The sequence below is a fragment of the Gammaproteobacteria bacterium genome, from assembly GCA_015709635.1.
Lineage (GTDB): Bacteria > Pseudomonadota > Gammaproteobacteria > Burkholderiales > Nitrosomonadaceae > Nitrosomonas.
Window position 1 is genome coordinate 2993548 of record CP054180.1, and the last position, 25347, is coordinate 3018894.

Consider the following 25347-nt stretch of genomic DNA (forward strand, 5'->3'; position numbering starts at 1 on the left):
TCAAGGTTCCTGCTTTCGTTTGTCGTGCTTTTCATAGGCGTTGACAATGCGCTGCACCAGCGGATGCCGCACCACGTCGTCGGACAGAAAGCGGGTGAAGGCGATGCCACGGATGTCCTTGAGCACCTGCTGCGCTTCCACCAGTCCGCTTTTCTGATGCTTCGGCAAATCGATCTGCGTCACGTCGCCGGTAATCACCGCTTTGGAACCCAGGCCGATCCGCGTCAGAAACATTTTCATCTGCTCCGGCGTGGTGTTTTGCGCTTCGTCCAGAATGATGAACGATTGGTTCAAGGTGCGTCCGCGCATGAAAGCCAGCGGTGCGATTTCAATCGTATTGCGCTCGAATTGCTTGCCGGTTTTATCGAACCCCATTAAATCATACAATGCATCGTAGAGAGGACGTAAATAAGGGTCGACTTTCTGCGTCATATCGCCGGGCAAAAAGCCCAGACGCTCTCCGGCCTCAACCGCCGGGCGCACCAGAATCAAACGCGAAACCAGACCGCGTTCCAGCGCATCGACGGCACTGGCCACCGCCAGATAGGTTTTGCCGGTTCCCGCCGGGCCGATGGCAAACGTGACGTCGTGCTCTTGGATTTGCTGTAAATACTGCACTTGGCGCGGTGTCCGTCCATGCAGGTTGCTGCGGCGCGTCAGTAGTGGCGCGGTTGCAGCCGGCTGCCCGTCATCCTGCACTTTGATGGTGTCCGGTGCGTCGCGCGGATTCAGAACTTCAATCAGACCGAGCTGGATTTGTTCCAAGCTCAAATGATGTTGCGACTGATTATAAAAATTACGCAGCGCTTGTGCCGCCAGTTCGGTTTGTCCGGATTTTCCCGCTACGCTGAAATGTTCGCCGCGCCGGGAGATGGTAACGTCCAGCGCGGTTTCAACCTGTTTCAGATTTTCATCCAGCGCGCCGCACAAATTGGCGAGACGCTGATTGTCGGCCGGTGCGAAAGAGATTTCCAGGGGTGTCGGTTTCAATGTCGAGTGCTGCTGTTACGATAGTGCGATTTTCGCAGCGGGCGCGATTCTTTGCAAGTGTAAACCCAGCTACGGAATGTTTTTTATTCCGGCACGATTTCACCGCGCAGCGAATGCGACCGCGCTTCGGTGATGCGCACGTCGGCAAAACACCCGACCAGTGCCGGATCACAAGCCAGATTGACAACGCGATTGTTGTCGGTGCGGCCAAAGAATTCCGCGGCATTTTTTTTTGATACGCCTTCCAGCAGCACACGTTGAATCGACCCAACCATGTTCTGGCTGATTTTCCGCGCCTGCTGGTTGATTTGCGCCTGTAAGCGTTGCAACCGCTCCAGCTTAAGTTTCTGCGGCGTATCGTCGGGCAGATCGGCGGCAGGGGTGCCGGGGCGCGGGCTGTAGACGAAGCTGTACGATTCGTCGAAATTCATTTCTTCGATCAATTGCATCGTTGCTTCAAAATCGGCTTCGGTTTCGCCGGGAAACCCGACGATGAAGTCGGAAGACAGCGAAATATCCGGACGGATCGCGCGCAGTTTACGGATGATCGATTTGTATTCCAGCACGCTATAGCCGCGCTTCATCGCCGCCAATATCCGGTCGGAACCGGATTGCACCGGCAAGTGCAAGTGATTGACCAATTTCGGTAATTGGCTGTAAGACTGAATCAGACGCGCAGTGAATTCCTTCGGGTGTGACGTGGTGTAGCGGATACGCTCGATGCCGGGAATTTCGTGCAAATATTCCAGCAGCATGGCGAAATCGGCGATTCCGCCGTCGTCCATGACACCCAGAAAGGCATTGACGTTCTGCCCGAGCAAGTTGATTTCCTTCACGCCTTGATCCGCAAGAATAGCGATCTCAGTCAACACATCACCCAACGGGCGCGACACTTCCTCGCCGCGTGTGTATGGCACCACGCAGTAACTGCAATACTTGCTGCAACCTTCCATGATCGAAACGAATGCCGTGACACCTTCGGTGCGGGCGGGCGGCAGATGATCGAATTTTTCGATTTCGGGAAAGGTAATATCCACTTGTGAGCGACCGGTCGCCTTACGCGTTTCGATCAGTTGCGGCAAACGGTGCAGGGTTTGCGGCCCGAACACGACGTCGACAAACGGCGCGCGGCTGACGATCGCTTTGCCTTCCTGACTGGCGACGCAACCGCCGACGCCGATCAATAAATTGGGATTGCTTTCTTTTAGATGGCGCACGCGCCCGAGATCATGAAATACTTTTTCCTGCGCTTTCTCACGCACCGAACAGGTGTTGAACAAAATAATGTCGGCCTGCGCCGGATCGTCGGTGGGCTCCATGCCGTACGCGGCATGCAGGACATCGGCCATTTTTTCCGAGTCGTACTCGTTCATCTGGCAGCCGAAGGTTTTGATATAAAGCTTGTTACTCACGAGTTGACCAATACGATTTAAAAAAAGAAAAAACGTTTTTTCGGTTCCGGTATCTGCTGCCCTTCATTCTCCGCTTCCTTCACTTCATCCGGCGTCAGAATCCAGATGCGGTGCAGATTTCCGGCGATATCCAGTTGGTAGCGGATCAGACCGGTATAGTTCGCCGCGGTTGGCAGAATGATAAAATTATCAACCCCGCGAATCTGGCCGCCAGCACCCATCTGGAACTGTTGATCATTGATCGTGAAGAGCGGAAAAGAAACGGTAGTCAAATTACCCAACCGGCTATCGGTAGGAAATTTCCGGGTTTGCTGACTGAAGACAGGCTGTGTCAGTAGGCACAATACGGTGGCGAGCAATCCTAGCATCACCTGTGTTTTTTTCATCATGTTATTGCACAGCAACCGGATAAAAGACCAATGAATAAACAGAGCACGATCAGGGATTTGAATTTTGATCCGCACCTGATGTTTCCGAGGGGCTTATGATACGCTAAAGAGAAATTTTGTATCAATGGTTTTGCAACCTCCCTGCGTACTCTCCAATCGATTATACAAAATAAAGCGATGAGCAATCTGCAGCGTATCTATCAATTGCACCGCATATTGGCATCCCGTGCCCTGCCGGTGTCGCACCAAACGCTCGAAGAACGGTTGGAATGTTCCCGCGCCACGGTCAATCGCACCATCGAGTCGTTGCGGTTGTATTTCAATGCCCCGATCGTCTATGACCGGGAACGCAACGGCTATTACTACGATACTCAGGAAAAAACCGTATTTGAATTGCCCGGTGTCTGGTTTGACGCGCAGGAATTGCACGCGCTGCTGACCATGCAGCAACTGCTGGAACAAATTCAGCCCGGCCTGCTCGCCGTGCAGCTCAAGCCGATGCAAGAACGGTTGAAAAAAATACTGGCGACCCAGCAACTGAGCGATCCGGATGCAGTCAAGCGCATCCGTATTCTAAGCATGATGGGCAGGCAACCGGATCTGCAGCATTTTCAGTCCGCCGCCAGCGCCGTGTTGCAACGCAAACAACTCGACATCGTCTACCACAGCCGTGGCCGCGACCAGCAAACCGAACGTACCGTCTCCCCGCAACGGCTCACGCATTACCGCGACAACTGGTACCTCGACGCTTGGTGCCACAAGCGTGAAGCGCTGCGCAGTTTTGCCGTGGAGCGCATCGCGGCATGCCAAATGCTCGACTGCGCAGCGCGCGACATCACCGACAGCGAACTCAATGGCCATTTCGCTTCCAGCTACGGTATTTTCGCCGGCCAAGCAAAACATACCGCCGTGTTGCGTTTCACCGCCGAGCGCGCCCGCTGGGTCGCGGATGAACAATGGCATCCACAGCAGCAAGGCCAGTTCCTGCTCGACGGCAGCTACGAGCTACGCGTTCCGTACGCCAACGAAACCGAATTGGTGATGGACATCCTCAAGCACGGCGAAGCGGTTGAAGTCATCGCCCCGGAAGCGTTGCGCCAGACTATTCTGCAAAACTTGCAAAAGGCGCAGGAGAATTATTTACCCGAAAGGAAGAAAGAATGAAGCCAGGACGAAACGATCGGTAACCCTTGCGGCGCGGAAAAAATATAAATCGTGTCGCTTGCGGGCGTAAGAAACGCGGTAAGCCGGAGATTTTTCATGGCATCAAATCAGCCGCGTCATTAATGGATTGAACCGGAAACTTTTCTGAAAACTTGAGATGATTTCAACAGGCTCAGGTTTTGAGCCTGCGGCTTGGGATAATGCAAGGGTGTCATTTTTCGATGGAGAAACACCATGTCCCGGCGCGTATTCCTGCAATCATTCACCGCACTGCTCGGCGGACTTGCGTTACCGGCATTGACGCAAGCGAAACCGGCCACTAAACCATGGAAAATCCTGCAAATCTCCCCGATAGCAGGATTCCAGTATCACCAAGGCGAAACCCTCTGGCCGCAACTCGCCACCGGCCAATCCGTCACCCTGATACGCGAACCCGGTAACAGCTTCGACCAACGCGCGGTGCGCATCGACTGGCAAGGCGAAAAACTCGGCTATATCCCCGCAAAAGACAACGCCGCCGTCTCGCAACTGCTGGATCGCGGAGAAAAATTATCGGCTTTGATCGTGGGGTTGAAAAAAAGTAATAATCCGTGGGAGCGGATTGAAGTGGAGGTGAGATGGTTTATATAGCGCATAAGAATCATACATTGGAACAGCACCTATTAGGTGTAGCTGATAAAGCAAAAGGCTTTGCTGCCAAGTTAAGCTTGGCTGAGCAAGGTGAACTGATAGGGTTGCTGCACGATTTGGGTAAATACAGTGCCCAGTTCCAAACTTATATCCAATCGGCCATTGGTTTGATTGATGAGGACAAAGACGATTATGTCGATGCACAGGGTTTAAAGGGCAAGGTAGATCATTCCACCGCAGGTGCCCAACTTATTTGGAATGAGTTATCCAGACAAGGTAAATTTGGGCCAATTGTAGGTCAGCTTTTATCGTTGTGTATTGCATCACATCACTCAGGCCTGATTGATTGTATTTCTCCTGGTGTAGCAGCTCCGAGCATTGACAAGTTCACAAAAAGAATGGGGACCCGGGAAGAAAGATCGCATTTTGAAGAAGTGCAAGCGAAGATGGATGCAAGCATCATTGCACGATTTCATGAACTTATCATTTCTCCTAAGTTGATTGACAGAATAAAGAGCTTAATTCTTCAGATTGCTCAACATGATTCTGGTAATGAGTTAATTACAAGATTCAAAATCGGATTGCTGGTTCGTTTTCTTTTTAGTTGCTTGATTGACGCAGATCGTATTGACACAGCAGATGCGGAGAAGCCGCGAGCAGCAAAGAAGCGACAGCATGGAGATTATATTGAGTGGTCAATATTGATCGAGAGATTGGAGAAAAGGTTAGGCGAATTTACTAATGCTGAGCCTATAAACAAAATTAGGCGCAATATTGCTGATCATTGCCGTGATGCAGCGCAAAGAGATAAGGGAATTTTTACATTATCAGTTCCAACAGGTGGCGGGAAAACACTTGCTAGCCTTCGCTTTGCACTCCACCATACGCGCCAGCACAAAATGGAGCGAATAATTTACATTATTCCCTACACTTCCATCATCGACCAGAATGCGGATGTGGTGCGTAAAATTCTTGAGCCGGAGGGTGAATTGCGAGGCAACGTCGTGCTGGAACATCACTCAAATCTCACATCGGAACAGCAAGGCTCGCGTGAAAAAGTACTAACAGAAAACTGGGATGCGCCAGTGATTTATACAACCATGGTGCAATTGCTTGAAACACTCTTCGGGGGAGGTACTCGTGGTGCAAGGCGGATGCACCAATTGGCAAACTCCGTATTGGTTTTTGATGAAATCCAGACTCTGCCAGTTAATACTGTCCACATGTTTTGCAATGCTATCAATTTTCTTGTGGAACAGTGCGGTAGCAGTGTGATTTTATGTACTGCCACTCAACCGTTACTGAATAGCGTGGATCCTTCAAAGGGAGTTTTGAAATTTACCAAAGATAGCGAAATCATGCGTGATGTGAAGCAATTATTTGACGATCTGGAGCGTGTCAAAGTGTTCAATCAACGCAAGCCAGGCGGTTGGAAAGTTGAAGAGGTCGCCGAATTGGCATTACGCGAAGTAAGTGAGAGTGGTAGCTGCCTGGCAATCGTGAATACCAAGAAATCTGCGCAAGCATTGTTCTCGTTACTCAGACAAACGCAAGGAATGCACGTGTTTCATCTCAGCACTAATATGTGTCCAGCGCACCGTAAAAAGATTCTGGCTGAAATTCGGAAGTTACTGGAGGATAAATCCCCCGTGCTTTGTGTGAGCACACAATTGATTGAAGCTGGCGTGGATGTGGATTTTGGCGCAGTTATCCGCTACACGGCAGGGCTAGATTCCATTGCGCAAGCGGCGGGCCGGTGCAACCGCAACAAACGCCGCGAGGTGGGACGTGTCCATGTCGTCAACCCAGCCGATGAAAATCTGGATATGCTCATGGATATTCGAGTAGGCAAAGAGGTGGCTGAGCGTTTGTTGGACGATCAGAAATCTGGTGCCGAAAATTTCGATGGCGGCATGATCGCGCCACAAGCCATGAAACGGTATTTTGAGTATTACTTCTTTGCGCGCAAGGATGAAATGGATTACCCGGTTTCAAGGGAGGTAGTCGGGCGCGATGACAGTTTATTAAACATGCTTTCCATCAACCTGAAAGCCGTTGCGGATTATGGCCGTGAGCACGATTCAGCGCCAAACATTTATCTACGCCAATCCTTCATGACAGCTGCCAAAGCATTTAAAGTGATCGATGCGCCGACACGGGGTATCATCGTGCCTTACGGGAGTGAGGGAAAAGAATTGATTGGTGAGCTTTGCGGCGCATTCGAGGTTGAAAAACAATTTAAACTCTTGCGTCGTGCGCAGCAATATACAGTTAATGTATTCCCTCATCAGTTGGAAAAATTACAAGAAGAAAGAGTATTGCATGAAATACAGACAGGTGTAGATATTCTCTATCTTGCAGATGCTCGCTACTACAACGAGGATTTCGGGCTGAGTTTAATGCCTGAAGGGAAAATGGAGGTTCATTGTGTCTGATTTCAGAAGAAGCAGTATTGAATTCAAGGTGTGGGGGCGATTCGCGCTCTTTACTGATCCGCTGACAAAAATCGGTGGCGAGAAGTGCTCCTACCATATCCCGACTTACGAGGCGCTTAAGGGCATTGCCAAGTCGATCTACTGGAAGCCCACTATTATTTGGGTGATTGACGAAGTTCGGGTGATGAAGCGTATTCGCACACAGACCAAAGGCACCAAGCCACTAAATTTCGAGGGTATTTATCCAAGTGAGAGGAATCCTCAGAAAAAAGAAACGCCGCCAAATACTCTGGCGATTTATACCTTTCTGTCGGATGTTGAATATCAGGTTAAAGCGCATTTTGAATGGAATATGCATCGACCTGAATTGGCGGAAGACCGCAACGAATCCAAGCATCACATCGTCGCCAAGCGAATGCTGGAACGTGGTGGACGGCAAGATATTTTCCTTGGCACCCGTGATTGCCAAGGTTATGTCGAACCCTGCAAGTTTGGGTCGGATGAAGGAGCTTACGACACCGATGGCGAGCTTGCTTATGGCCTGATGTTTCATGGGTTTGATTATCCCGACGAGACTGGCGACAACAATCTCCGCGCGCGTTTTTGGCAACCCACGATGATGAATGGTGTGATCCGATTTAGTCGCCCCGAGGATTGCAAGGTTAGTAAACTCATCAGGGAAATGCCAGTCAAGAAATTTGAGTGTGGACAAAACCTCCTTGATGTAGAAAAAGAAGAGCCATTGTCATTGGAGGATATGACATGAGCTGGATTCAGAAACTTTATGACACATATGAACAGTGTGCTGGTCAGGCTGATCTGTTCAGTACCGAATCTTCGCTGGAGCCAATATGTCATACCTCCCAGCAAGCTCACATTGAGGTAACCATTAATGGGGAGGGAGATTTCCTACGCGCCAATGTAATCCCCAAAGGACAAGGCGTGACGCTTGTGCCATGTACCGAAGCATCGGTTGGTCGGTCAGGAAGCAAGCCCATTAATCACCCGCTATGCGACAAGCTGCAATATCTTGCGGGTGACTTCAGCAAATTTGGTGGTGTGGTTACATCAGGGTTTGCAGACGATCCAACAGAACCACATAAGATTTATCAATCTCTTTTGTCCAAATGGGCGAACTCCTCTTTCACACATCCAAAAATAATTGCGATTCAAGCTTATGTGCAGAAGAGACATTTGGTTAGCGATCTTGTACGAGAAAAAATTTTACTTACCGATGAAAAGAATCAGTTGTTGACGGAGTGGAGCGGCGACAAAAAAGAAGCCCCCGCTATTTTTGGCATAATGCCTAATAGCAATTCCCCCGATGGTGCAGTCATTCGCTGGCGGGTCGAAATTCCTGGTGAACCCTTATCAGAAACTTGGAAAGATCGAGGCTTGATGGATGCTTGGATTGCTTTCTACAGCAGTCAAAAAGATAACCAAGGCCTTTGCTTGGTCACAGGTAAAATTTTGAACTTGGCAGAGCAACATCCTGCCAAGCTCAGGCATGGCGCGGATAAAGCAAAATTTATTTCATCCAATGACACCAGCGGTTTTACATTTCGCGGGAGATTTGTTGATGCCAATCAAGCTTGTGGTGTGGGCTTCGAGGTCACACAAAAAGCGCACAACGCATTGCGTTGGCTGATTACTCGTCAGGCTTACCGAAATGGTGATCAAGCAATTGTTGCGTGGGCTGTATCTGGAAAAAAAATACCAGACCCATTTGCGAATTCTTTTGATCTATTTGGAATTGTATCGGAGGAGTCAGAGGCCAAACAGAATCATGCGGGTCCAAGCGATGCAGGGCAAGCTTTTAGTCAGCGTTTAGCGAAGAAACTTGCCGGGTATCGGGTTGAAATCGGTTCTGCCAAAGAAATTGTGGTAATGGCGCTGGATTCAGCTACACCTGGTCGTATGGCGATTACCTATTACCGAGAACTTGATCATTCAGAATTTCTGAACCGAATTGAAGCATGGCATAAAGAATATGCTTGGCATCAGAATTTTAGCAAGGATATGAAGTTTATTGGAGCGCCAGCTCCCAAGGATATTGCTGAAGCTGCGTTTGGCCGCCGATTGGATGAAAAATTACGCAAAGCAACGATAGAGCGTTTGCTGCCTTGCATCATTGATGGTCAAAATATTCCTCTTGATCTCGTGGAATCAACTGCTCATAGGGTAAGCAACCGAGTTGGGCTCGAATACTGGGAGTGGGAAAAATATCTTGGCATTGCCTGTGCGTTATTTAGGGGTTATCAAAAAGAAAGGGGTTATCAAATGGCATTAGAATTAAATCGAACCAGTCGTGATTACTTATATGGTCGTCTTTTAGCGATCGCGGAAAACATTGAAGATCGCGCGCTGTATGTTGGCGGCGAGAAGCGTGATACCAGCGCTGCAAAGTTGATGCAACGTTTTGCCGATCACCCGTTTTCAACATGGAAAACTATTGAGCTTTCATTGAGCCCATATAAAACTCGTTTACGATCTAAGCGTCCAGCATTTCTTGCCACAATGGAAAGTCAGCTTGACGAGGTTATCAATTTATTTCAGACAAATGACTTTATGGAAGATAAAAAATTATCTGGGGAGTTTTTGCTAGGTTATCACTGTCAACGACAAACACTCCGAACCAAGCATGAAACCGAGCAAACCGAGAATGTAGAAATAGACATTACCGAAACAAATTGAGGAAAACATCATGAGCACATTGCAAAACAAAATCGACTTCGCCGTTATCCTGCGAGTTATACATGCAAACCCTAACGGCGATCCACTGAACGGAAATCGTCCACGCGCGGACTATGACGGACATGGAGAAATTACTGATGTTTGCATTAAACGTAAACTCAGAAATCGATTGTTGGAGAATGGTCAAAGTATTTTTGTACAGTCCGATGATCAAAAAACAGATGATTTTAAAAGCCTAAAAGCAAGAGCAGATGCTGCTCTTGGGAAGAAGCTTGGTTCAAGCGAAACAGTGAAGTTGGCTTGTGAGCAATGGTTTGATGTTCGTACATTTGGACAGCTCTTTGCGTTCAAATCAGACAAAAAAACAAAAAAAGAAACTGATAGTGAAGGTGATAGCGGCGTATCTATTGGCATTCGTGGTCCCGTAACGATCCAATCTGCATTTAGTGTGGAGCCAATCGATGTCAGTAGCACCCAGATTACCAAGAGCGTTAGCGGTGAAGGGGACGGCAGCAAGCGTGGCTCTGACACAATGGGCATGAAACATAGAGTTGACAATGGGATTTACGTTTTCTACGGTAGTATGAACCCGCAATTGGCTGAACGAACGGGATTTAGCGATGCCGATGCTGATACTTTGAAGCAATTGCTTCCAAAGTTATTTGAGAATGACGAGTCATCCGCAAGGCCAGCGGGAAGTATGGAAATACTGAAAGTGATTTGGTGGAAGCACAATTGCAAATCCGGACAATATTCTTCGGCCAAGGTACATCGAACACTTCGAGAATCGATTCAGTCTGACGGAAGTTTTGAGCTTGAGGAATTAGAAGGTCTTGAGCCTGAAATCATTAATGGGTTTTGATGGCCTTTATTATTCGCATTCAATCCAACTTGATGATAGTACTGTGCCAAGGTCATTCGAGGATTATCAAGTTAATGTTAATGAAACCGGTTTGCCATCCGGTGTAACCTTGGAAAGAAAGGCATAGCGATGAGAAACGCCAATTGTTTGATGACAAAAGAGCACCGAAATGACCAATTCAATCAGTACCAGTAACGAAGAAGCTTTATTGCGGCAGATGGTTGATACCATTGTCCGTGAGGCCTCGCCGGAAACGATCATTCTTTTTGGTTCGCGAGCACGGGGTGATGCCCGGCCGGATTCCGATGTCGATCTGCTCATTGTTGAAACCGAGCCATTTTCGCCACAGCGCAGCCGTAGGAAGGAAGCGGCGCGATTGTATATCGCGTTAAAGGGGCTGGAAATATCCAAGGATTTGCTTCTCTATAGCCGTGATGAATTCGAGCATTGGAGAAGTTCAACCAATCATGTGGTTGGACGGGCTGTGCGCGAGGGAAAAGTACTCCATGGCCGACCTTGAACGGGCGCGTGCAATGTTGCGGATGGCGCATAAAGATTTTGATGCGCTCGTCGGCATGCTGGAAAATCCTTTATTTGCAGATGAGATTTTCGGATTTCATATCCAGCAAGCGGTGGAAAAAGCATTAAAAGCATGGTTATGCATTCATGGCGATACTTATCCCATGACGCATGAGCTGGCAAGGCTACTGGCTTTACTGGAAATACAAGGTATTGAGGTGAGCGCGTATTGGCCGCTGGTTCAATACACGATATTCGCCGTTCAAGCGCGCTACGAAGAAGGTATTACCGAACTGGACGAACCGATTGACCGCGAGATGGAAATCCAGAATGTGCGGGCTTTATTGGTGCAGGTAGAGTACGCAATCACCGCACAAGGTTAAGCGCTTGGATATCGACGATCCCATCATGCTCTCCGCTTTGCAGCATTACAGCTATTGTCCGCGGCAGTGCGCATTGATTCATGTCGAACAGGCGTTTGATGAAAATGTCCATACCATGCGCGGCAATGCCGTGCATCAACGTGTCGATGAACCCGGTTATGAATCGTTTGAAGGCGTGCGCAGCGAAAAGGCATTGCCGGTTTGGTCGGAGCGTTTGGGTTTGATCGGCAAATGCGATGTCGTCGAGTTTTACCCGGATGGGCGCATTTATCCGGTGGAATACAAGCACGGTAAGAAACGTGCAAAAGCGCATGACGATATCCAATTAGCCGCGCAGGCGATCTGTCTGGAAGAAATGACCGGAAAGCCGGTGACGCACGGTGCGATTTATCATCACACTTCCCGTCGTCGCCGTGAAGTGGCCATTACCGATTCGTTGCGTCAGCAGGTTGAGGAAACTGTGGCGGCGGTGCGTGCTTTGCTGGTCTCCGGAAAATTACCGCCGCCGGTTAACGACGCGCGCTGCAAGGAGTGTTCGCTGAAAGAAATCTGCCAGCCCCAAGCTCTGGCGGATAAAACCCACCAGCACGAAATATTGACCGGATTGTTTAACGTGGACGAATAGCATAATGAAACATGCCGCATACACCGAGAAAGGCTCGTTCAACGGAAATTATTTCTTCTTCGCTGAGTGTAGCCAAAGGTCCTTCCCCGAATCGGGAGCGATCCAAGGTTCGCGGTTGATCGACAATGACCTGACAGTCTTTCAGCAAACGGTGACGAGCTGTGATTGTTACCCGCCATTGCTTGAATGCGGGATAGATTTGTGTTGTCAGTGGCAGGATAATGATCATCGGTGTTCCGATCGCGGTGAGAGCATTGTCCTGAAAAACCAGAACCGGACGGATCTTGCCGATTTCTTGCCCGCGCGGCGGATTCAGATTGGCAACCCAAATCTCGCCGCGGCGGATTACTTCCACCATTTTTCGGGAGGCTTAGTATGTGGCAAACCGCCGGATAGGCGACCCTCAACATTCTCCAGCATTTCGTTTTCAATCGGCAGAAATTCTTCGGCAATGACTTGCGCTTCTCGCCGGATACTTTCGATGGCATATCCTGATCGTGCTTCTTCCAAGAGTTGATCCATGAAACGCTTTTTCTCGATCTCCAACAGATACCAGTCCAATGCATCGCGTGCGATTTCAGAGCGGGTTTTATTTTCACGCGCTGCTTCTTCGGTAAGCCGCTGTTCAATCTGCTCGGTTAATCGAATATTGAGCGTGGTCATGCTATATTCCTCAGTATGTTATAAATTGCTGTACGAATTGTAATACAGAATGTACCAGATCCTCAATACACTCTACATCATGACACCCAATGCCTACGCGCACTTGGAGAACGATACCGTGCGCATCGACGTGGAGCGGCAAAAGAAGCTCCAAGTACCGCTGCATCACTTGGGCACACTCGTTTGCTTTGGCAATGTCATGGTCTCCCCGGCATTGATGCATCGCTGTGCCGATGATGGCATCGGTTTGGTGTTGCTGGATACGAATGGACGGTTTAAAGCCCGGCTGGAAGGTGCGGTCAGCGGCAATATTCTGTTGCGCCAGGCGCAGCACCGTAAAGCGGCGGAGGAGCCGTTCGCGCTGGCGATAGCTAAAGCGGTGATTGCCGGGAAATTACGCAATTGCCGCCAGGTGTTGCAGCGCGGTGCGCGTGAAACGACGGATGAACAAGATCAAAAAATACTTAGCCAGGCATCGGAAGCATTGGCCGGTTCCATACGTAATCTGGCGGTAGCTGCGGATCTGGATGTGGTGCGCGGTGTTGAAGGCGATGCTGCCAAAGTTTACTTCTCGGCATTGCCAAGTTTAGTGCGGCGCAATATCCGTGAGCATTTCACCATGGAGGGTCGAACCCGTAGACCGCCGCGTGACCGCTTTAATGCGTTATTGTCATTTCTTTATTCCATGGTGATGAACGATTGCCGCTCGGCGCTCGAAAGTGTCGGTCTCGATCCGCAGCTGGGTTTCTTGCACAGTGTGCGTCCCGGCAGAGCGGCATTAGCACTGGATTTGATGGAAGAGTTCCGATCCATTTTTGCCGACCGGTTGGCCCTGACGCTGATTAATCGCGGCCAGATTACCGATCGGGATTTGCAGTTACGCGAAGGTGGCGCGGTGTATCTGGAAAATGACGCGCGGAAAATCGTAGTAACAGCGTATCAAGAACGCAAGCAGGAAGAAATCACGCATCCATTGCTGGAAACCAAAGTACCGTTCGGATTATTGCCGCAACTGCAAGCGCGTTTCATGGCGCGCACCATTCGCGGTGACATGGACGGATACATCCCCTTTCTGGTGAAATAGCCATGCTCATTATCGTTACCTACGATGTTTCAACCGAAACTAAGGAAGGCCGCAGAAGATTGCGGCGTGTCGCCAAAATTTGCGAAGGAATCGGGCAGCGTGTGCAGAAATCGGTTTTCGAGTGCAAAGTCAGCCTGATGCAATACGAAGAACTGGAGCGCAGATTGCTGGCGGAAATCGACGAGAAAGAAGATAACCTGCGACTCTATCGTCTGACGGAACCCGTCGATTTGCATGTCAAAGAATACGGAAAATTCAAGGCTATTGATTTTGACGGCTCATTGATTGCCTAGCATGCGCGAATCACAAGCAACCGCAAAATCCCGGTCAGTTCGCGCAATTAATAAAACCATGAATATTAGAGATAACTTCCAAATGATGATTGTAATGATCTGCAAAAATCCCTCCCCTTCTCCAGTCCGCGCGTGTATTTAAAATTTCCTTATTGTATGATGAGGGTGCAGTAGTACTGTAGCGCCCGGCTCCCAAGCCGGGCGAGGATTGAAACAATGAAATATTCAACGCTTGCAAATCCTTCCTGTAGTAGCGCCCGGCTCCCAAGCCGGGCGAGGATTGAAACTTGACCCAGCCACCGGAAAGCGCACCCGCGTCGCGTAGCGCCCGGCTCCCAAGCCGGGCGAGGATTGAAACTGATGATTGGTGGGGGCGTTGGTGTACGTGGCATGTAGCGCCCGGCTCCCAAGCCGGGCGAGGATTGAAACTTTGCCAAGTTCAAAATATCTACAAGTTTATTGCGGTAGCGCCCGGCTCCCAAGCCGGGCGAGGATTGAAACATATAGTACCGATAATAAAATGCGGGAATGTCTGGTAGCGCCCGGCTCCCAAGCCGGGCGAGGATTGAAACTTTATTCACCGCCGCTATCATCAATAATTTAGGCGGTAGCGCCCGGCTCCCAAGCCGGGCGAGGATTGAAACATTACAGTCTGATATTACAAAAGCCGCTTGGTATAGTAGCGCCCGGCTCCCAAGCCGGGCGAGGATTGAAACCAATGTATTCACAGCGTATATTTAATGAAGGTCAGGTAGCGCCCGGCTCCCAAGCCGGGCGAGGATTGAAACAGTTCCACTCGGTCATACAATTGCCGGTTTTCAGGTAGCGCCCGGCTCCCAAGCCGGGCGAGGATTGAAACAGCCCAACATTTATTTTATGCAATTCCTGCACTGGTAGCGCCCGGCTCCCAAGCCGGGCGAGGATTGAAACGCTCCACCTGATCGATTGACCGGTAATGTATTTTGTAGCGCCCGGCTCCCAAGCCGGGCGAGGATTGAAACAAGAAAATAGATGGGTTGCTGAGCAAATGAACATGTAGCGCCCGGCTCCCAAGCCGGGCGAGGATTGAAACATTTTTAATGTTGATATGTTTAAATGAATCATGAAGGTAGCGCCCGGCTCCCAAGCCGGGCGAGGATTGAAACACGTTCTGCCTGCGCCCATACCCCGTACGCTTGGGTAGCGCCCGGCTCCCAAGCCGGGCGAGGATTGAAACACGCTTCCTGTTGCCATTGCTTTTTCGTAAGCAAGTAGCGCCCGGCTCCCAAGCCGGGCGAGGATTGAAACAGCAGATACCGTGACATTTGCCCCGGCTATGATGTCGTAGCGCCCGGCTCCCAAGCCGGGCGAGGATTGAAACTTGATCGAAACTATCGTCATCGATGTACTTCTGGTAGCGCCCGGCTCCCAAGCCGGGCGAGGATTGAAACATAGAAAAGTCAGGTTGATTATGGTTGAACGTGCGGTAGCGCCCGGCTCCCAAGCCGGGCGAGGATTGAAACTCTAATACCAGAGATTTAAAATCATTCATTTCCTGGTAGCGCCCGGCTCCCAAGCCGGGCGAGGATTGAAACAGACTGTTGCCGCACGAACTGCTTATTTGCCAGCGTAGCGCCCGGCTCCCAAGCCGGGCGAGGATTGAAACCGCAAAACGTAAAACCTGCTATACCGGACATGCCGTAGCGCCCGGCTCCCAAGCCGGGCGAGGATTGAAACGTTTATTTAACATTATTAATAAAGTTCTGGTGGGGTAGCGCCCGGCTCCCAAGCCGGGCGAGGATTGAAACTGAATTCAGAATTCACGCAAGGCACCTTAATAGAGAGTAGCGCCCGGCTCCCAAGCCGGGCGAGGATTGAAACCCGTGACCGATGCAATTGCTGTGGTTATGTAGTCGTAGCGCCCGGCTCCCAAGCCGGGCGAGGATTGAAACAGCATCCACCGCGTCAGTAACAACATCACAATCGATGTAGCGCCCGGCTCCCAAGCCGGGCGAGGATTGAAACAGTCACGTCCTTCACGTAGGTTTTGGTGATGGAGGTAGCGCCCGGCTCCCAAGCCGGGCGAGGATTGAAACTCGAAGAACTCTCGGCACTGCAAGCCGAACTGCGGTAGCGCCCGGCTCCCAAGCCGGGCGAGGATTGAAACAGCCATGACCTGGAACCCTACCACGGCGAAACCGGTAGCGCCCGGCTCCCAAGCCGGGCGAGGATTGAAACTAAACACTACAGTTCTTAACAACGAATCCATCGGGTAGCGCCCGGCTCCCAAGCCGGGCGAGGATTGAAACTTCCGATATCGACGTTGTTCGCGTAGCGTACATCGTAGCGCCCGGCTCCCAAGCCGGGCGAGGATTGAAACCTCCGCTGCACGCTAACTCAGGGTTAGACATTAAGTAGCGCCCGGCTCCCAAGCCGGGCGAGGATTGAAACCCAATGCATCTTTAAAAAGAGGGTTGGTAATAAATGTAGCGCCCGGCTCCCAAGCCGGGCGAGGATTGAAACTGGGTAATGTTGCCGGTAATGTGGCTGGCGCCATGTAGCGCCCGGCTCCCAAGCCGGGCGAGGATTGAAACATTTGCGAGCGACGCGGCAAAGGTCGTGCTGAAAGGGTAGCGCCCGGCTCCCAAGCCGGGCGAGGATTGAAACACAGAAATTTGCTTGATAGCATTCCACGGCGCTTGTAGCGCCCGGCTCCCAAGCCGGGCGAGGATTGAAACAGATATTTGGCTTGCGTAGGATTCGACAGCAGCGCGGTAGCGCCCGGCTCCCAAGCCGGGCGAGGATTGAAACGCTTGTAAATCATCATTTGTTAAATTGACGTCCATGTAGCGCCCGGCTCCCAAGCCGGGCGAGGATTGAAACCAGCCGGACTGGACGCCTTACCATAAGTTCCCGTGTAGCGCCCGGCTCCCAAGCCGGGCGAGGATTGAAACATCCTAGCTGAGGTGTGTCGGTTGCCGGATGATCAAGTAGCGCCCGGCTCCCAAGCCGGGCGAGGATTGAAACTTGCCTATCATCAGGAAACACTGAAGCAATTACGGTAGCGCCCGGCTCCCAAGCCGGGCGAGGATTGAAACTTGTCCATGGGAAATCCACTACGCAAGCTCTCGGCGGTAGCGCCCGGCTCCCAAGCCGGGCGAGGATTGAAACTGGTTGAGCAACTCATTTGCAGAAAAATAAAATCAGTAGCGCCCGGCTCCCAAGCCGGGCGAGGATTGAAACTTCGTAGAAGGTTACGCTTCAGGATTGAGCCTCCGTAGCGCCCGGCTCCCAAGCCGGGCGAGGATTGAAACATATCGACGAAGAGCCTAAAGATCAGCGCATCCGCGTAGCGCCCGGCTCCCAAGCCGGGCGAGGATTGAAACTTCTTGCGCCACATCGGGCGTCCTTTCCCACCGTGTAGCGCCCGGCTCCCAAGCCGGGCGAGGATTGAAACATCGATTAATTTCTTTTGGTTTTCTGCGGAAATGATGTAGCGCCCGGCTCCCAAGCCGGGCGAGGATTGAAACCCCGGTTAAGTCTATGTCAATGACAGATTGCTCACGTAGCGCCCGGCTCCCAAGCCGGGCGAGGATTGAAACAACTAATTTGATGTGCGCTTGAGGATGGTCATAACGTAGCGCCCGGCTCCCAAGCCGGGCGAGGATTGAAACCATGCCCCAGCATCGGGATGCCCTTGGTACGCATGTAGCGCCCGGCTCCCAAGCCGGGCGAGGATTGAAACATGATTTCCCACTTTTTGTTGATTTTGTTGGTATGTAGCGCCCGGCTCCCAAGCCGGGCGAGGATTGAAACAGATTCGCATTGATACGGTTTAAGCTGAAATCAGGTAGCGCCCGGCTCCCAAGCCGGGCGAGGATTGAAACCTGCGCGGTTCAGTATGTCCAATATCACCGGAGCGTAGCGCCCGGCTCCCAAGCCGGGCGAGGATTGAAACGACGCAACTACGCTCTTAGGCATCCTGATTGATTGTAGCGCCCGGCTCCCAAGCCGGGCGAGGATTGAAACCTGGCGGAAGTAGCCATGCAGCGCTACGGCCCGCGTAGCGCCCGGCTCCCAAGCCGGGCGAGGATTGAAACTTTTTGCGCCTGAATATAATTCGCATTTCTTTGCGGTAGCGCCCGGCTCCCAAGCCGGGCGAGGATTGAAACCTCTCTATTTTGATCCGTTATTTTAATGCCTGCCAGTAGCGCCCGGCTCCCAAGCCGGGCGAGGATTGAAACGATGATAAAGCGGATAACGCGCCGCTATCATGTGGTAGCGCCCGGCTCCCAAGCCGGGCGAGGATTGAAACATCGCTATCAAATGCTGTCCGCTGGTAAAGGTATGTAGCGCCCGGCTCCCAAGCCGGGCGAGGATTGAAACACTATGGATGAAGATTTAGAGGTGCTGGTTAAGGTGTAGCGCCCGGCTCCCAAGCCGGGCGAGGATTGAAACATTTTTGTTTGTCTCTATGCGCGCCGGGTTGTGGGTAGCGCCCGGCTCCCAAGCCGGGCGAGGATTGAAACCCAGGTTTGTAAAAACGTTTTCCGCCGTCGGAGCGTGTAGCGCCCGGCTCCCAAGCCGGGCGAGGATTGAAACCTTACCGCTCGGAATTACAACATAAGGTATTATTCCGTAGCGCCCGGCTCCCAAGCCGGGCGAGGATTGAAACTTGTCGATCAATTTGTAAATGTAAAATTTTTGCGGTAGCGCCCGGCTCCCAAGCCGGGCGAGGATTGAAACATCTTATGTTGTGCCATGACATCAGTCACCGCGGGTAGCGCCCGGCTCCCAAGCCGGGCGAGGATTGAAACATCGGTTACGTTGATGAGGTGAGATATACCAAGGGGTAGCGCCCGGCTCCCAAGCCGGGCGAGGATTGAAACCGTCGCCCCCGGTAATATCACTTCCGCTCGCGACTGTAGCGCCCGGCTCCCAAGCCGGGCGAGGATTGAAACCTTTGTATAATGTTAGGCAAAATTTAGAACCACGTAGCGCCCGGCTCCCAAGCCGGGCGAGGATTGAAACAGCGGGCCCGCTACTGCTACTACCCTTAGCAATCAGTAGCGCCCGGCTCCCAAGCCGGGCGAGGATTGAAACGACTCGGCGGGGACGCTAAATACGAATTCGGGGAGTAGCGCCCGGCTCCCAAGCCGGGCGAGGATTGAAACTGTCAATTGCTCGCCCATTTTCATTTCGTTTTGTGTAGCGCCCGGCTCCCAAGCCGGGCGAGGATTGAAACAAACCGCGAACGGGAACCCGCTTTCCTACCCAAGTAGCGCCCGGCTCCCAAGCCGGGCGAGGATTGAAACCCGCAAAACACTGGTAGCGGTGTGCCTTTGCCGCGTAGCGCCCGGCTCCCAAGCCGGGCGAGGATTGAAACAAAATCTCCAACCTGGGTAAAAAAGAGGGTAAGGGGTAGCGCCCGGCTCCCAAGCCGGGCGAGGATTGAAACTACGGGGACACTAAATACAAATTCGGGAACGGAAGTAGCGCCCGGCTCCCAAGCCGGGCGAGGATTGAAACTCAACAAATGTTACAGCGCAATTGGATAAACGGTGTAGCGCCCGGCTCCCAAGCCGGGCGAGGATTGAAACTGATGCCAAGCAGCTCGCCGGAACATTGACGCGCGTAGCGCCCGGCTCCCAAGCCGGGCGAGGATTGAAACAAACCAAATATCATATCTTATAGATTATCAGATAGTAGCGCCCGGCTCCCAAGCCGGGCGAGGATTGAAACTAAATCGGTCTTGGCAGTTTAAACCGATCCTTCTCACACCAATCGACATAGTATCAACTGGCAACATGAAAGCACAATGCGCACGTATTGCAATAGGCTTCGTCATGGACACGGCGAGTTCCAAATCATTCCAACTACGACGTGATTCAAGCCCTGCCCGCAGTGCTATCCAACCGTAGCAGCCGATGATAAAACCCCAGTCTTTTCTGGTCGATTTTTCCCTGCTGCACTGCCTGCATCACGGCACAGCTGGGTTCCTCGAGGTGGCGGCAATTGCTGAATTTGCAGTGTCCGATGAATGGATGAAATTCGATGAAACCCCAAGCCAGATTTTCTTCTTTGATATGATTCAAGCCGAATTCCTGGAAACCGGGAGAATCGATGATGGCGCTGTTTTCATCAAGATGATAGAGCTGCGAGTGCGTGGTGGTGTGTGTGCCGGAGTCGAGCGCCACGGAAATTTCCGCGATGGCGCGGCGGGCTTCCGGGATCAAGGCATTGAGCAGTGTGGATTTACCCATGCCGGATTGACCGGCCAAAACGCTGAGGTGGCCTGTTAAACAAGGCCGCAGCGCCGCAACATCCTGTATCGCGCTCAATTGCAGTACGCTATAACCAAGCTCCTGATACAGCGAGAGTGTTTTCATCGCCGTTTGCGCCGGTTCCACGAGATCGGCTTTGTTCAGTACGATCAATACTTCAATGTTTTCACTTTCGGCGGCTACCAGGCAGCGGCTGATCAATTCTTCGCTGAAACTTGGCACGGCCGCAACGACGATGATGATTTGCGTGACATTGGCGGCGATGATTTTTTCCTTGAAGGCGTCGCTACGGTATAACAGTGACGTGCGCGGCTTTATCGCTTCAATGACACCTTGCCCGGCAGCAGCCCGCTGTAGCTCGACGTGATCACCGCATGCCACGCCGCCCTTCTTGCCGCGCATGACACAGGATACGATCTCGCCTGCTACGGTTTCAACCGAATAATGCCTGCCAAATGCGGCAACCACTTGTCCGGTTAAAGGCACGTCCTTGCGCTTTGAATCTTGCCGGTGAATACTCAAATGGTAAACAACTTGTCGATTTTTGCCGCACAGATGAAATCATTTTCGGATAACCCGCCGATGGCATGCGTGGTGTATGTGATTACACATTGATTGTAACCGACCAGCATATCCGGATGATGATCCTCACGATGGGAAATCCATGCCACGGCGTTCACAAACGCCATGGTTTGATAGTAATTCTTGAACGCGTAGGTTTTGCTGATGCGCTTGTCTTGCAGCTGCCAGCCCTCCACTTGCTGCAGGAAAGCGGTTACCTCAGCGCCGGAAAGCGGTGGCACGCCGCCTTCGCATGGTTTGCATTGCTTGGATGTCAAATCGCAGACGGCCGTGTTCATGCTTGCCCCTGGCTTTGTAAGTGCGCCACACGGATCGATGCGGGCGGATGAGAATCGTAAAAAGCCGAATGCAGCGGATCCGGCGTCAGTGTAGCCGCATTGTCCTGATACAACTTGACCAGTGCACGAACTAGATCGTCTGCAGAGGAATTTTGCGCCGCATAGGCATCGGCTTCAAACTCGTGCTTACGTGAGTAAAGGCTTGAAATGGGGTGCAGCAGGAACGTAAACACCGGCATCACCAAAAAAAACAATAAAAGCGCCATCGCCGTCGACGGCACGGTGGCAACGTCCACCCCCAAGCCTTGATAGAACCAGCCTTGCTGCATCAAATAACCCAATAACCAGAGAAATGCCAAACTCATCGCAAACGATACCGCGATGCGCTTAATGACATGGCGATGCTTGAAATGCCCCAACTCGTGCGCCAGCACTGCTTCGATTTCGCTTGGATTGAGGCGCGCCAATAACGTATCAAAAAAAACGATGCGCTTGGTTTTGCCGAAGCCAGTGAAATATGCATTGCCGTGATTGCTACGGCGTGAGCCGTCCATAACGAACAAGCCGCTGGCCTTGAAGCCGCATTTGCTCATCAGTTGCTCAATGCGTGTTTTGAGCGTGGCATCTTCCAGTGGTGTAAATTTGTTAAACAAAGGTGCGATCCAAGTTGGAAAAATCGCCAGGACAAATAAATTGAAAACGATCCAGGCAAACCAAGCATACAACCACCAGCTTTCACCCATTTTTTCCATCAACCACAGCACGCAGAACAACAGCGGCGCGCCGAGCAACAAACCCAGTGCGGCTTGCTTGATCAGATCGGTGAAAAACATGGCCGGCGTCATTTTATTGAAACCGTATCGCTCTTCGATCACAAACGTGCGGTAATAGCTCAGCGGCAGCTCAGTCAGGCTCATCAGCAAAAATGCGTTGATGATCAACGCCATGCCATGCATCAATGGATCACCCAGCCAACCGGCCCAGAATCCGCTCAAGGCATTTAAACCGCCGCCCAGTGTAAAGGCGAGCAATAACACGACATGCAACAGGATACCCGGATAATTCATGCGTGTTTTGGCACAGGTGTAATCCGCTGCTTTGCGGTGATCGCTCAGGCTGATCTGACCGGAAAACTCTTCCGGCACCTTGTCCTGATGCGCACGCACATAGCGGATATGCCTTGCGGCCAGCCAGATCTGGGTTAATGTCGTAAGCACTAGCGCAATCAGAAAAATCAATGTAAATGTTTGCATAATCAATTATCTTGAGTTTGGAAGTTCAACTTCACGTGACAATAAAGCACCCCGCCGCAAGCAGCGGGGTATTAACTGCGTTCTTCAATCTGCTGGTTTTTCAACCAGCTTTCGCCCCAAGGGGCGGGGAATTGAACCCGCAGAGATTAAATGAGCATCGCAAAATAAACCGGCATTTCCCTCGTTGGTTTAAAAGTGACGGACAGATGGCGATATGACACAATTAAACGCATTACATTCAAAAAAACAGAAATCATTATGGCACAAGATAGCAATAACCTCATCTGGATCGATATGGAAATGACCGGGCTCAATCCGGATACCGACCGCATCATTGAAGTCGCTTTGGTTATCACCGATTCGCAGCTCAACACCATAGCCGAAGGGCCGGTTTTGGTCGTACATCAATCGGATGAGGTGCTGAACGGTATGGATAAATGGAATCAATCGACGCATTCCAAATCCGGCTTGATCGGCAAGGTGAAAGCTTCACGACTCAGCGAGGCGGAAGTGGAAGCACAACTGATCGAATTTCTGAAACTGCATGTGCCCGTGGGCGTGTCACCGATGTGCGGCAATTCCATCTGCCAGGACCGGCGCTTCATGGTGCGCTCGATGCCGCAACTGGAAGCCTACTTTCATTACCGCAACCTCGATGTCAGCACTTTAAAAGAATTGGTCAAACGCTGGAAACCCGGGATCGCAGGCGGACTCAGCAAAGAAAGCAAGCATGAAGCGTTGGCGGATATTTATGATTCCATCAATGAATTGAAGTATTACCGCCAGCATTTTATCGTTGCCTGAAACAACAGTGAGCGCCATGCTTTGCTTACTGCATCGCGAAATGCTGTCATCGTCTTCCGAACTTTCCCGTTAGCGCCGTTTTCTAAAAGCCGGAAGAAAATTTTGATTTTTCATTCACTCACCCTCTCATTTAGGAGAAACAAGATGAGCCTTAAAAGAAATGTGCTTTCTGCCGCTGTTGCAGCAACCTTCTTACTCGCAGTCAACGCAACTACGGCTTTGGCTGCCGATGTCACACAAAGCGGACAAGCATCCGGTCATAGTCATGGGAATGCGAAATCCGGCGATCAGCACGGTCACCAATGTGAGCACATGTCGGCTGTCGACACGAATAAGGATGGCAAAATCAGCAAGGAAGAGTTCATGAAGCACCATGAAGCCATATTTGACAAAAAAGATGTCAATAAGGATGGTTTCATTGACCGCGAGGAAATGCACCGCATGATGGATCATATGCACAAACACGACGATGACGCGCATGCGCATGACGAACCGAAAAAATAAAAGTACCTAGACGCTCAACAAATCCCTAGTTCTATTCAGCCAGCCGCCCAAATTCAGATTATTGCACTTTGAGCGGCTGCCGATGCTTCACTGGAATTTAACCGGCTCAGTGTCTTAAACCACTCGGTGCTTTCACCGGTTTCTTTTGCTCTAACGGTTGCGGATCCAGCACTGCCACGGTCAGGCTGTCGTCATTGAAATATTTTTTCGCGACCTCGCGTATTTGTGCTGTTGTTACCGCTTTCAATTTTTCCAGGATGACATCGATATCGCGGTAGGATAATCCCGTGCTTTCCAGTCTGCCCAGTTGCATCGCTTGGGAAAAAATGGAATCGCGCTGATACACATGACCGGCGACAACTTGCGCCTTGACCCGTGCCAATTCTTCCTCGGTAACACCGTCTTTGACGATTTTTTCAATTTCTTTGCGCAGCGCTTGCTCCAGCTCGGCAACGGTTTTGCCGGTACGCGGTACCGCGCTCAGAAAGAACATGCTCGGGCCGCGCGCCATTGCGCTATAACCCGCATTGGCCGAATTGGCGATCTGACTTTCCCGCACCAGATTCTTGTTCAATCTGGCCGATGCGTGGCCGTCCAGCACGCCCTCCAATATCTCCAGCGCATACGGCTCCCAGTCCGCCATGACGTTTCTAATCGCCGGTGTATGATAACCCATCATGAGGTAGGGCAGTTCCGCCGGTGCTTTGACGATGATCCGTTTGGTGCCGGTTTGCGGCGGCTCTGTTTGAGGTTTACGCGCATTGAACGGCGGTGCAGAGCTCTTAGGGATAACACCATAGTTTTTTTGCGCCAACCTGAACACCTCATTGGCATCGACATCGCCGACGACAATCAATATGGCGTTATTGGGCGCATACCAGCGATCGTACCAATCCTGCGCATCTTCAACTCCCATGTTTTCCAGATCATTCATCCAGCCGATAATCGGATTTTTGTACGGATGCGATTGGTACGCGACCGCCATCATCTTCTCATACAGCAATGAACGCGCTTGGTCATCGGTGCGCAAGCGCCGTTCTTCCATCACCACTTTGATTTCTTTTGCAAACTCTTCCTCAGTCAGAATCAGGTTGCGCATGCGGTCCGCTTCCAGCTCCATTGCCATCGGCAAGTGGTCTTTGTGCAATTGCTGATAATAAGCGGTGTAGTCGTAACTGGTGAAGGCATTTTCCCGTCCGCCTGCAGCCGCGATCCGCTTGGAAAATTCCCCGCCCGGAACTTTCTTCGTACCTTTGAACATCATGTGCTCCAGCACATGCGCCACACCGGTAACACCGTTTACTTCATCAATGCTGCCTGCTTTGTACCAGATTTGCGTCACCACGACCGGTGAGCGATGATCCTGCTTAACAATCAGTCTCAAGCCATTATCGAGTAAATATTCATGCGGATTGGCGAGCGCCGAAGATGAAATCAGCACAGCCGCGGTAAACAGTGCGGAAAAAGAGAAAAGGCGAAACAAAGTAAAACAATCATCAGGTTTCATTTTTACCAACCAA

At 51.2% G+C, this 25347-nt stretch carries 22 protein-coding genes and 1 CRISPR repeat array; of the genes, 13 read left to right on the forward strand and 9 right to left on the reverse strand.

The annotated features are described in order from the left end of the window. The 3 genes from HRU78_14190 to HRU78_14200 form a co-directional block, all read right to left on the reverse strand. A complete protein-coding gene (locus HRU78_14190) occupies positions 1-990 on the reverse strand; it encodes a PhoH family protein (protein ID QOJ24652.1) in 990 nt (329 codons plus the stop codon). An 83-nt stretch (positions 991-1073) separates the two neighbouring features. Beyond that, entirely contained in the window at positions 1074-2402 is a 1329-nt protein-coding gene (gene miaB / locus HRU78_14195; GenBank protein QOJ24653.1) for a tRNA (N6-isopentenyl adenosine(37)-C2)-methylthiotransferase MiaB, read from the reverse strand. Positions 2403-2419: 17 nt separating this feature from the next. Beyond that, positions 2420-2788 carry a hypothetical protein gene (locus tag HRU78_14200; GenBank protein ID QOJ25079.1) on the reverse strand — a complete coding sequence of 123 codons (369 nt, stop codon included), beginning with the start codon at positions 2786-2788 and terminating at the stop codon, positions 2420-2422. Between the two features lie 180 nt (positions 2789-2968). On the opposite strand from HRU78_14200, the gene HRU78_14205 reads away from it, so the two are divergent. The 9 genes from HRU78_14205 (at position 2969) to cas4 (ending at position 12103) form a co-directional block, all read left to right on the forward strand. After that, a complete protein-coding gene (locus tag HRU78_14205; protein QOJ24654.1) occupies positions 2969-3955 on the forward strand; it encodes a YafY family transcriptional regulator in 987 nt (328 codons plus the stop codon). 234 nt (positions 3956-4189) lie between these two features. Continuing rightward, on the forward strand, positions 4190-4585 hold the full coding sequence (locus tag HRU78_14210) for an HIRAN protein (GenBank protein ID QOJ24655.1): 396 nt from the start codon (positions 4190-4192) through the stop codon (positions 4583-4585). Continuing rightward, entirely contained in the window at positions 4573-7020 is a 2448-nt protein-coding gene (cas3, locus tag HRU78_14215) for a CRISPR-associated helicase Cas3' (GenBank protein ID QOJ24656.1), read from the forward strand. The genes HRU78_14210 and cas3 overlap by 13 nt, the downstream gene beginning before the upstream one ends. Next, entirely contained in the window at positions 7013-7786 is a 774-nt protein-coding gene (cas5c, locus tag HRU78_14220; protein QOJ24657.1) for a type I-C CRISPR-associated protein Cas5, read from the forward strand. Before cas3 ends, cas5c begins: the two co-directional genes overlap by 8 nt. Then, positions 7783-9714, forward strand: coding sequence for a type I-C CRISPR-associated protein Cas8c/Csd1 (gene cas8c, locus HRU78_14225; protein ID QOJ24658.1), 1932 nt, complete (start codon positions 7783-7785; stop codon positions 9712-9714). The genes cas5c and cas8c overlap by 4 nt, the downstream gene beginning before the upstream one ends. Positions 9715-9724: 10 nt before the next feature. Next, positions 9725-10576, forward strand: coding sequence for a type I-C CRISPR-associated protein Cas7/Csd2 (cas7c, locus tag HRU78_14230; protein QOJ24659.1), 852 nt, complete (start codon positions 9725-9727; stop codon positions 10574-10576). Between the two features lie 169 nt (positions 10577-10745). Continuing rightward, positions 10746-11096 carry a nucleotidyltransferase domain-containing protein gene (locus HRU78_14235; protein QOJ24660.1) on the forward strand — a complete coding sequence of 117 codons (351 nt, stop codon included), beginning with the start codon at positions 10746-10748 and terminating at the stop codon, positions 11094-11096. Further along, positions 11083-11478, forward strand: coding sequence for a HEPN domain-containing protein (locus HRU78_14240; GenBank protein QOJ24661.1), 396 nt, complete (start codon positions 11083-11085; stop codon positions 11476-11478). Before HRU78_14235 ends, HRU78_14240 begins: the two co-directional genes overlap by 14 nt. 25 nt (positions 11479-11503) lie before the next feature. Next, a complete protein-coding gene (gene cas4 / locus HRU78_14245) occupies positions 11504-12103 on the forward strand; it encodes a CRISPR-associated protein Cas4 (GenBank protein QOJ25080.1) in 600 nt (199 codons plus the stop codon). Here cas4 and HRU78_14250 read toward each other — a convergent pair. Together HRU78_14250 and HRU78_14255 are read right to left on the reverse strand one after the other, a co-directional pair. Further along, the gene (locus tag HRU78_14250; GenBank protein QOJ24662.1) at positions 12087-12461 is read right to left on the reverse strand and encodes a type II toxin-antitoxin system PemK/MazF family toxin; all 375 of its coding nucleotides are present in this window, start codon (positions 12459-12461) and stop codon (positions 12087-12089) included. The two genes, cas4 and HRU78_14250, sit on opposite strands and share 17 nt — an antisense overlap. After that, the gene (locus HRU78_14255) at positions 12449-12766 is read right to left on the reverse strand and encodes a ribbon-helix-helix protein, CopG family (protein ID QOJ24663.1); all 318 of its coding nucleotides are present in this window, start codon (positions 12764-12766) and stop codon (positions 12449-12451) included. Before HRU78_14255 ends, HRU78_14250 begins: the two co-directional genes overlap by 13 nt. Positions 12767-12815: 49 nt before the next feature. Between HRU78_14255 and cas1c the strand changes: the two genes are divergently transcribed. Then, positions 12816-13850, forward strand: coding sequence for a type I-C CRISPR-associated endonuclease Cas1 (cas1c, locus tag HRU78_14260; GenBank protein ID QOJ24664.1), 1035 nt, complete (start codon positions 12816-12818; stop codon positions 13848-13850). A 2-nt stretch (positions 13851-13852) separates the two neighbouring features. After that, positions 13853-14143, forward strand: a complete 291-nt coding sequence (gene cas2 / locus HRU78_14265) for a CRISPR-associated endonuclease Cas2 (GenBank protein QOJ24665.1) — start codon at positions 13853-13855, stop codon at positions 14141-14143. A gap of 178 nt (positions 14144-14321) precedes the next feature. Next, a CRISPR array of direct repeats spans positions 14322-19864; the repeat unit is 37 nt; unit sequence GTAGCGCCCGGCTCCCAAGCCGGGCGAGGATTGAAAC. A 146-nt stretch (positions 19865-20010) separates the two neighbouring features. Here the strand turns inward: cas2 and rsgA are convergent. The 3 genes from rsgA to HRU78_14280 all read right to left on the reverse strand — a co-directional run bounded on the left by rsgA (position 20011) and on the right by HRU78_14280 (position 22519). Then, positions 20011-20808: a ribosome small subunit-dependent GTPase A gene (gene rsgA / locus HRU78_14270; GenBank protein QOJ25081.1), complete on the reverse strand. Its 798-nt coding sequence runs from the start codon at positions 20806-20808 to the stop codon at positions 20011-20013. Positions 20809-20924: 116 nt separating this feature from the next. Beyond that, positions 20925-21266: a 4a-hydroxytetrahydrobiopterin dehydratase gene (locus HRU78_14275; GenBank protein ID QOJ24666.1), complete on the reverse strand. Its 342-nt coding sequence runs from the start codon at positions 21264-21266 to the stop codon at positions 20925-20927. Next, complete coding sequence (locus tag HRU78_14280) at positions 21263-22519, reverse strand: M48 family metallopeptidase (protein ID QOJ24667.1); 1257 nt, start codon at positions 22517-22519, stop codon at positions 21263-21265. Before HRU78_14280 ends, HRU78_14275 begins: the two co-directional genes overlap by 4 nt. 258 nt (positions 22520-22777) lie before the next feature. Here HRU78_14280 and orn point away from each other — a divergent pair, with 258 nt between their 5' ends. Both orn and HRU78_14290 read left to right on the forward strand, forming a co-directional pair. Further along, positions 22778-23323 (forward strand): oligoribonuclease, encoded by a 546-nt coding sequence (orn, locus tag HRU78_14285; protein QOJ25082.1) that lies wholly within the window; start codon positions 22778-22780, stop codon positions 23321-23323. Positions 23324-23467: 144 nt separating this feature from the next. Beyond that, a complete protein-coding gene (locus tag HRU78_14290; protein QOJ24668.1) occupies positions 23468-23827 on the forward strand; it encodes an EF-hand domain-containing protein in 360 nt (119 codons plus the stop codon). Positions 23828-23933: 106 nt separating this feature from the next. Here HRU78_14290 and HRU78_14295 read toward each other — a convergent pair whose 3' ends face one another. After that, a complete protein-coding gene (locus tag HRU78_14295; GenBank protein QOJ24669.1) occupies positions 23934-25334 on the reverse strand; it encodes an insulinase family protein in 1401 nt (466 codons plus the stop codon). Positions 25335-25347 lie beyond the last annotated feature (13 nt).

Coding starts and splice junctions, on each gene's coding strand:
- HRU78_14280 (QOJ24667.1), bottom strand. CDS start 22,519: ATGCAAACATTTACATTGATTTTTCTGATTGCGCTAGTGCTTACGACA.
- cas7c (QOJ24659.1), top strand. CDS start 9,725: ATGAGCACATTGCAAAACAAAATCGACTTCGCCGTTATCCTGCGAGTT.
- HRU78_14275 (QOJ24666.1), bottom strand. CDS start 21,266: ATGAACACGGCCGTCTGCGATTTGACATCCAAGCAATGCAAACCATGC.
- HRU78_14235 (QOJ24660.1), top strand. CDS start 10,746: ATGACCAATTCAATCAGTACCAGTAACGAAGAAGCTTTATTGCGGCAG.
- cas2 (QOJ24665.1), top strand. CDS start 13,853: ATGCTCATTATCGTTACCTACGATGTTTCAACCGAAACTAAGGAAGGC.
- cas4 (QOJ25080.1), top strand. CDS start 11,504: ATGCTCTCCGCTTTGCAGCATTACAGCTATTGTCCGCGGCAGTGCGCA.
- rsgA (QOJ25081.1), bottom strand. CDS start 20,808: ATGCGCGGCAAGAAGGGCGGCGTGGCATGCGGTGATCACGTCGAGCTA.
- HRU78_14200 (QOJ25079.1), bottom strand. CDS start 2,788: ATGAAAAAAACACAGGTGATGCTAGGATTGCTCGCCACCGTATTGTGC.
- HRU78_14240 (QOJ24661.1), top strand. CDS start 11,083: ATGGCCGACCTTGAACGGGCGCGTGCAATGTTGCGGATGGCGCATAAA.
- HRU78_14205 (QOJ24654.1), top strand. CDS start 2,969: ATGAGCAATCTGCAGCGTATCTATCAATTGCACCGCATATTGGCATCC.
- HRU78_14295 (QOJ24669.1), bottom strand. CDS start 25,334: ATGAAACCTGATGATTGTTTTACTTTGTTTCGCCTTTTCTCTTTTTCC.
- HRU78_14250 (QOJ24662.1), bottom strand. CDS start 12,461: ATGGTGGAAGTAATCCGCCGCGGCGAGATTTGGGTTGCCAATCTGAAT.
- HRU78_14290 (QOJ24668.1), top strand. CDS start 23,468: ATGAGCCTTAAAAGAAATGTGCTTTCTGCCGCTGTTGCAGCAACCTTC.
- HRU78_14210 (QOJ24655.1), top strand. CDS start 4,190: ATGTCCCGGCGCGTATTCCTGCAATCATTCACCGCACTGCTCGGCGGA.
- cas8c (QOJ24658.1), top strand. CDS start 7,783: ATGAGCTGGATTCAGAAACTTTATGACACATATGAACAGTGTGCTGGT.
- orn (QOJ25082.1), top strand. CDS start 22,778: ATGGCACAAGATAGCAATAACCTCATCTGGATCGATATGGAAATGACC.
- cas3 (QOJ24656.1), top strand. CDS start 4,573: ATGGTTTATATAGCGCATAAGAATCATACATTGGAACAGCACCTATTA.
- HRU78_14255 (QOJ24663.1), bottom strand. CDS start 12,766: ATGACCACGCTCAATATTCGATTAACCGAGCAGATTGAACAGCGGCTT.
- cas1c (QOJ24664.1), top strand. CDS start 12,816: ATGTACCAGATCCTCAATACACTCTACATCATGACACCCAATGCCTAC.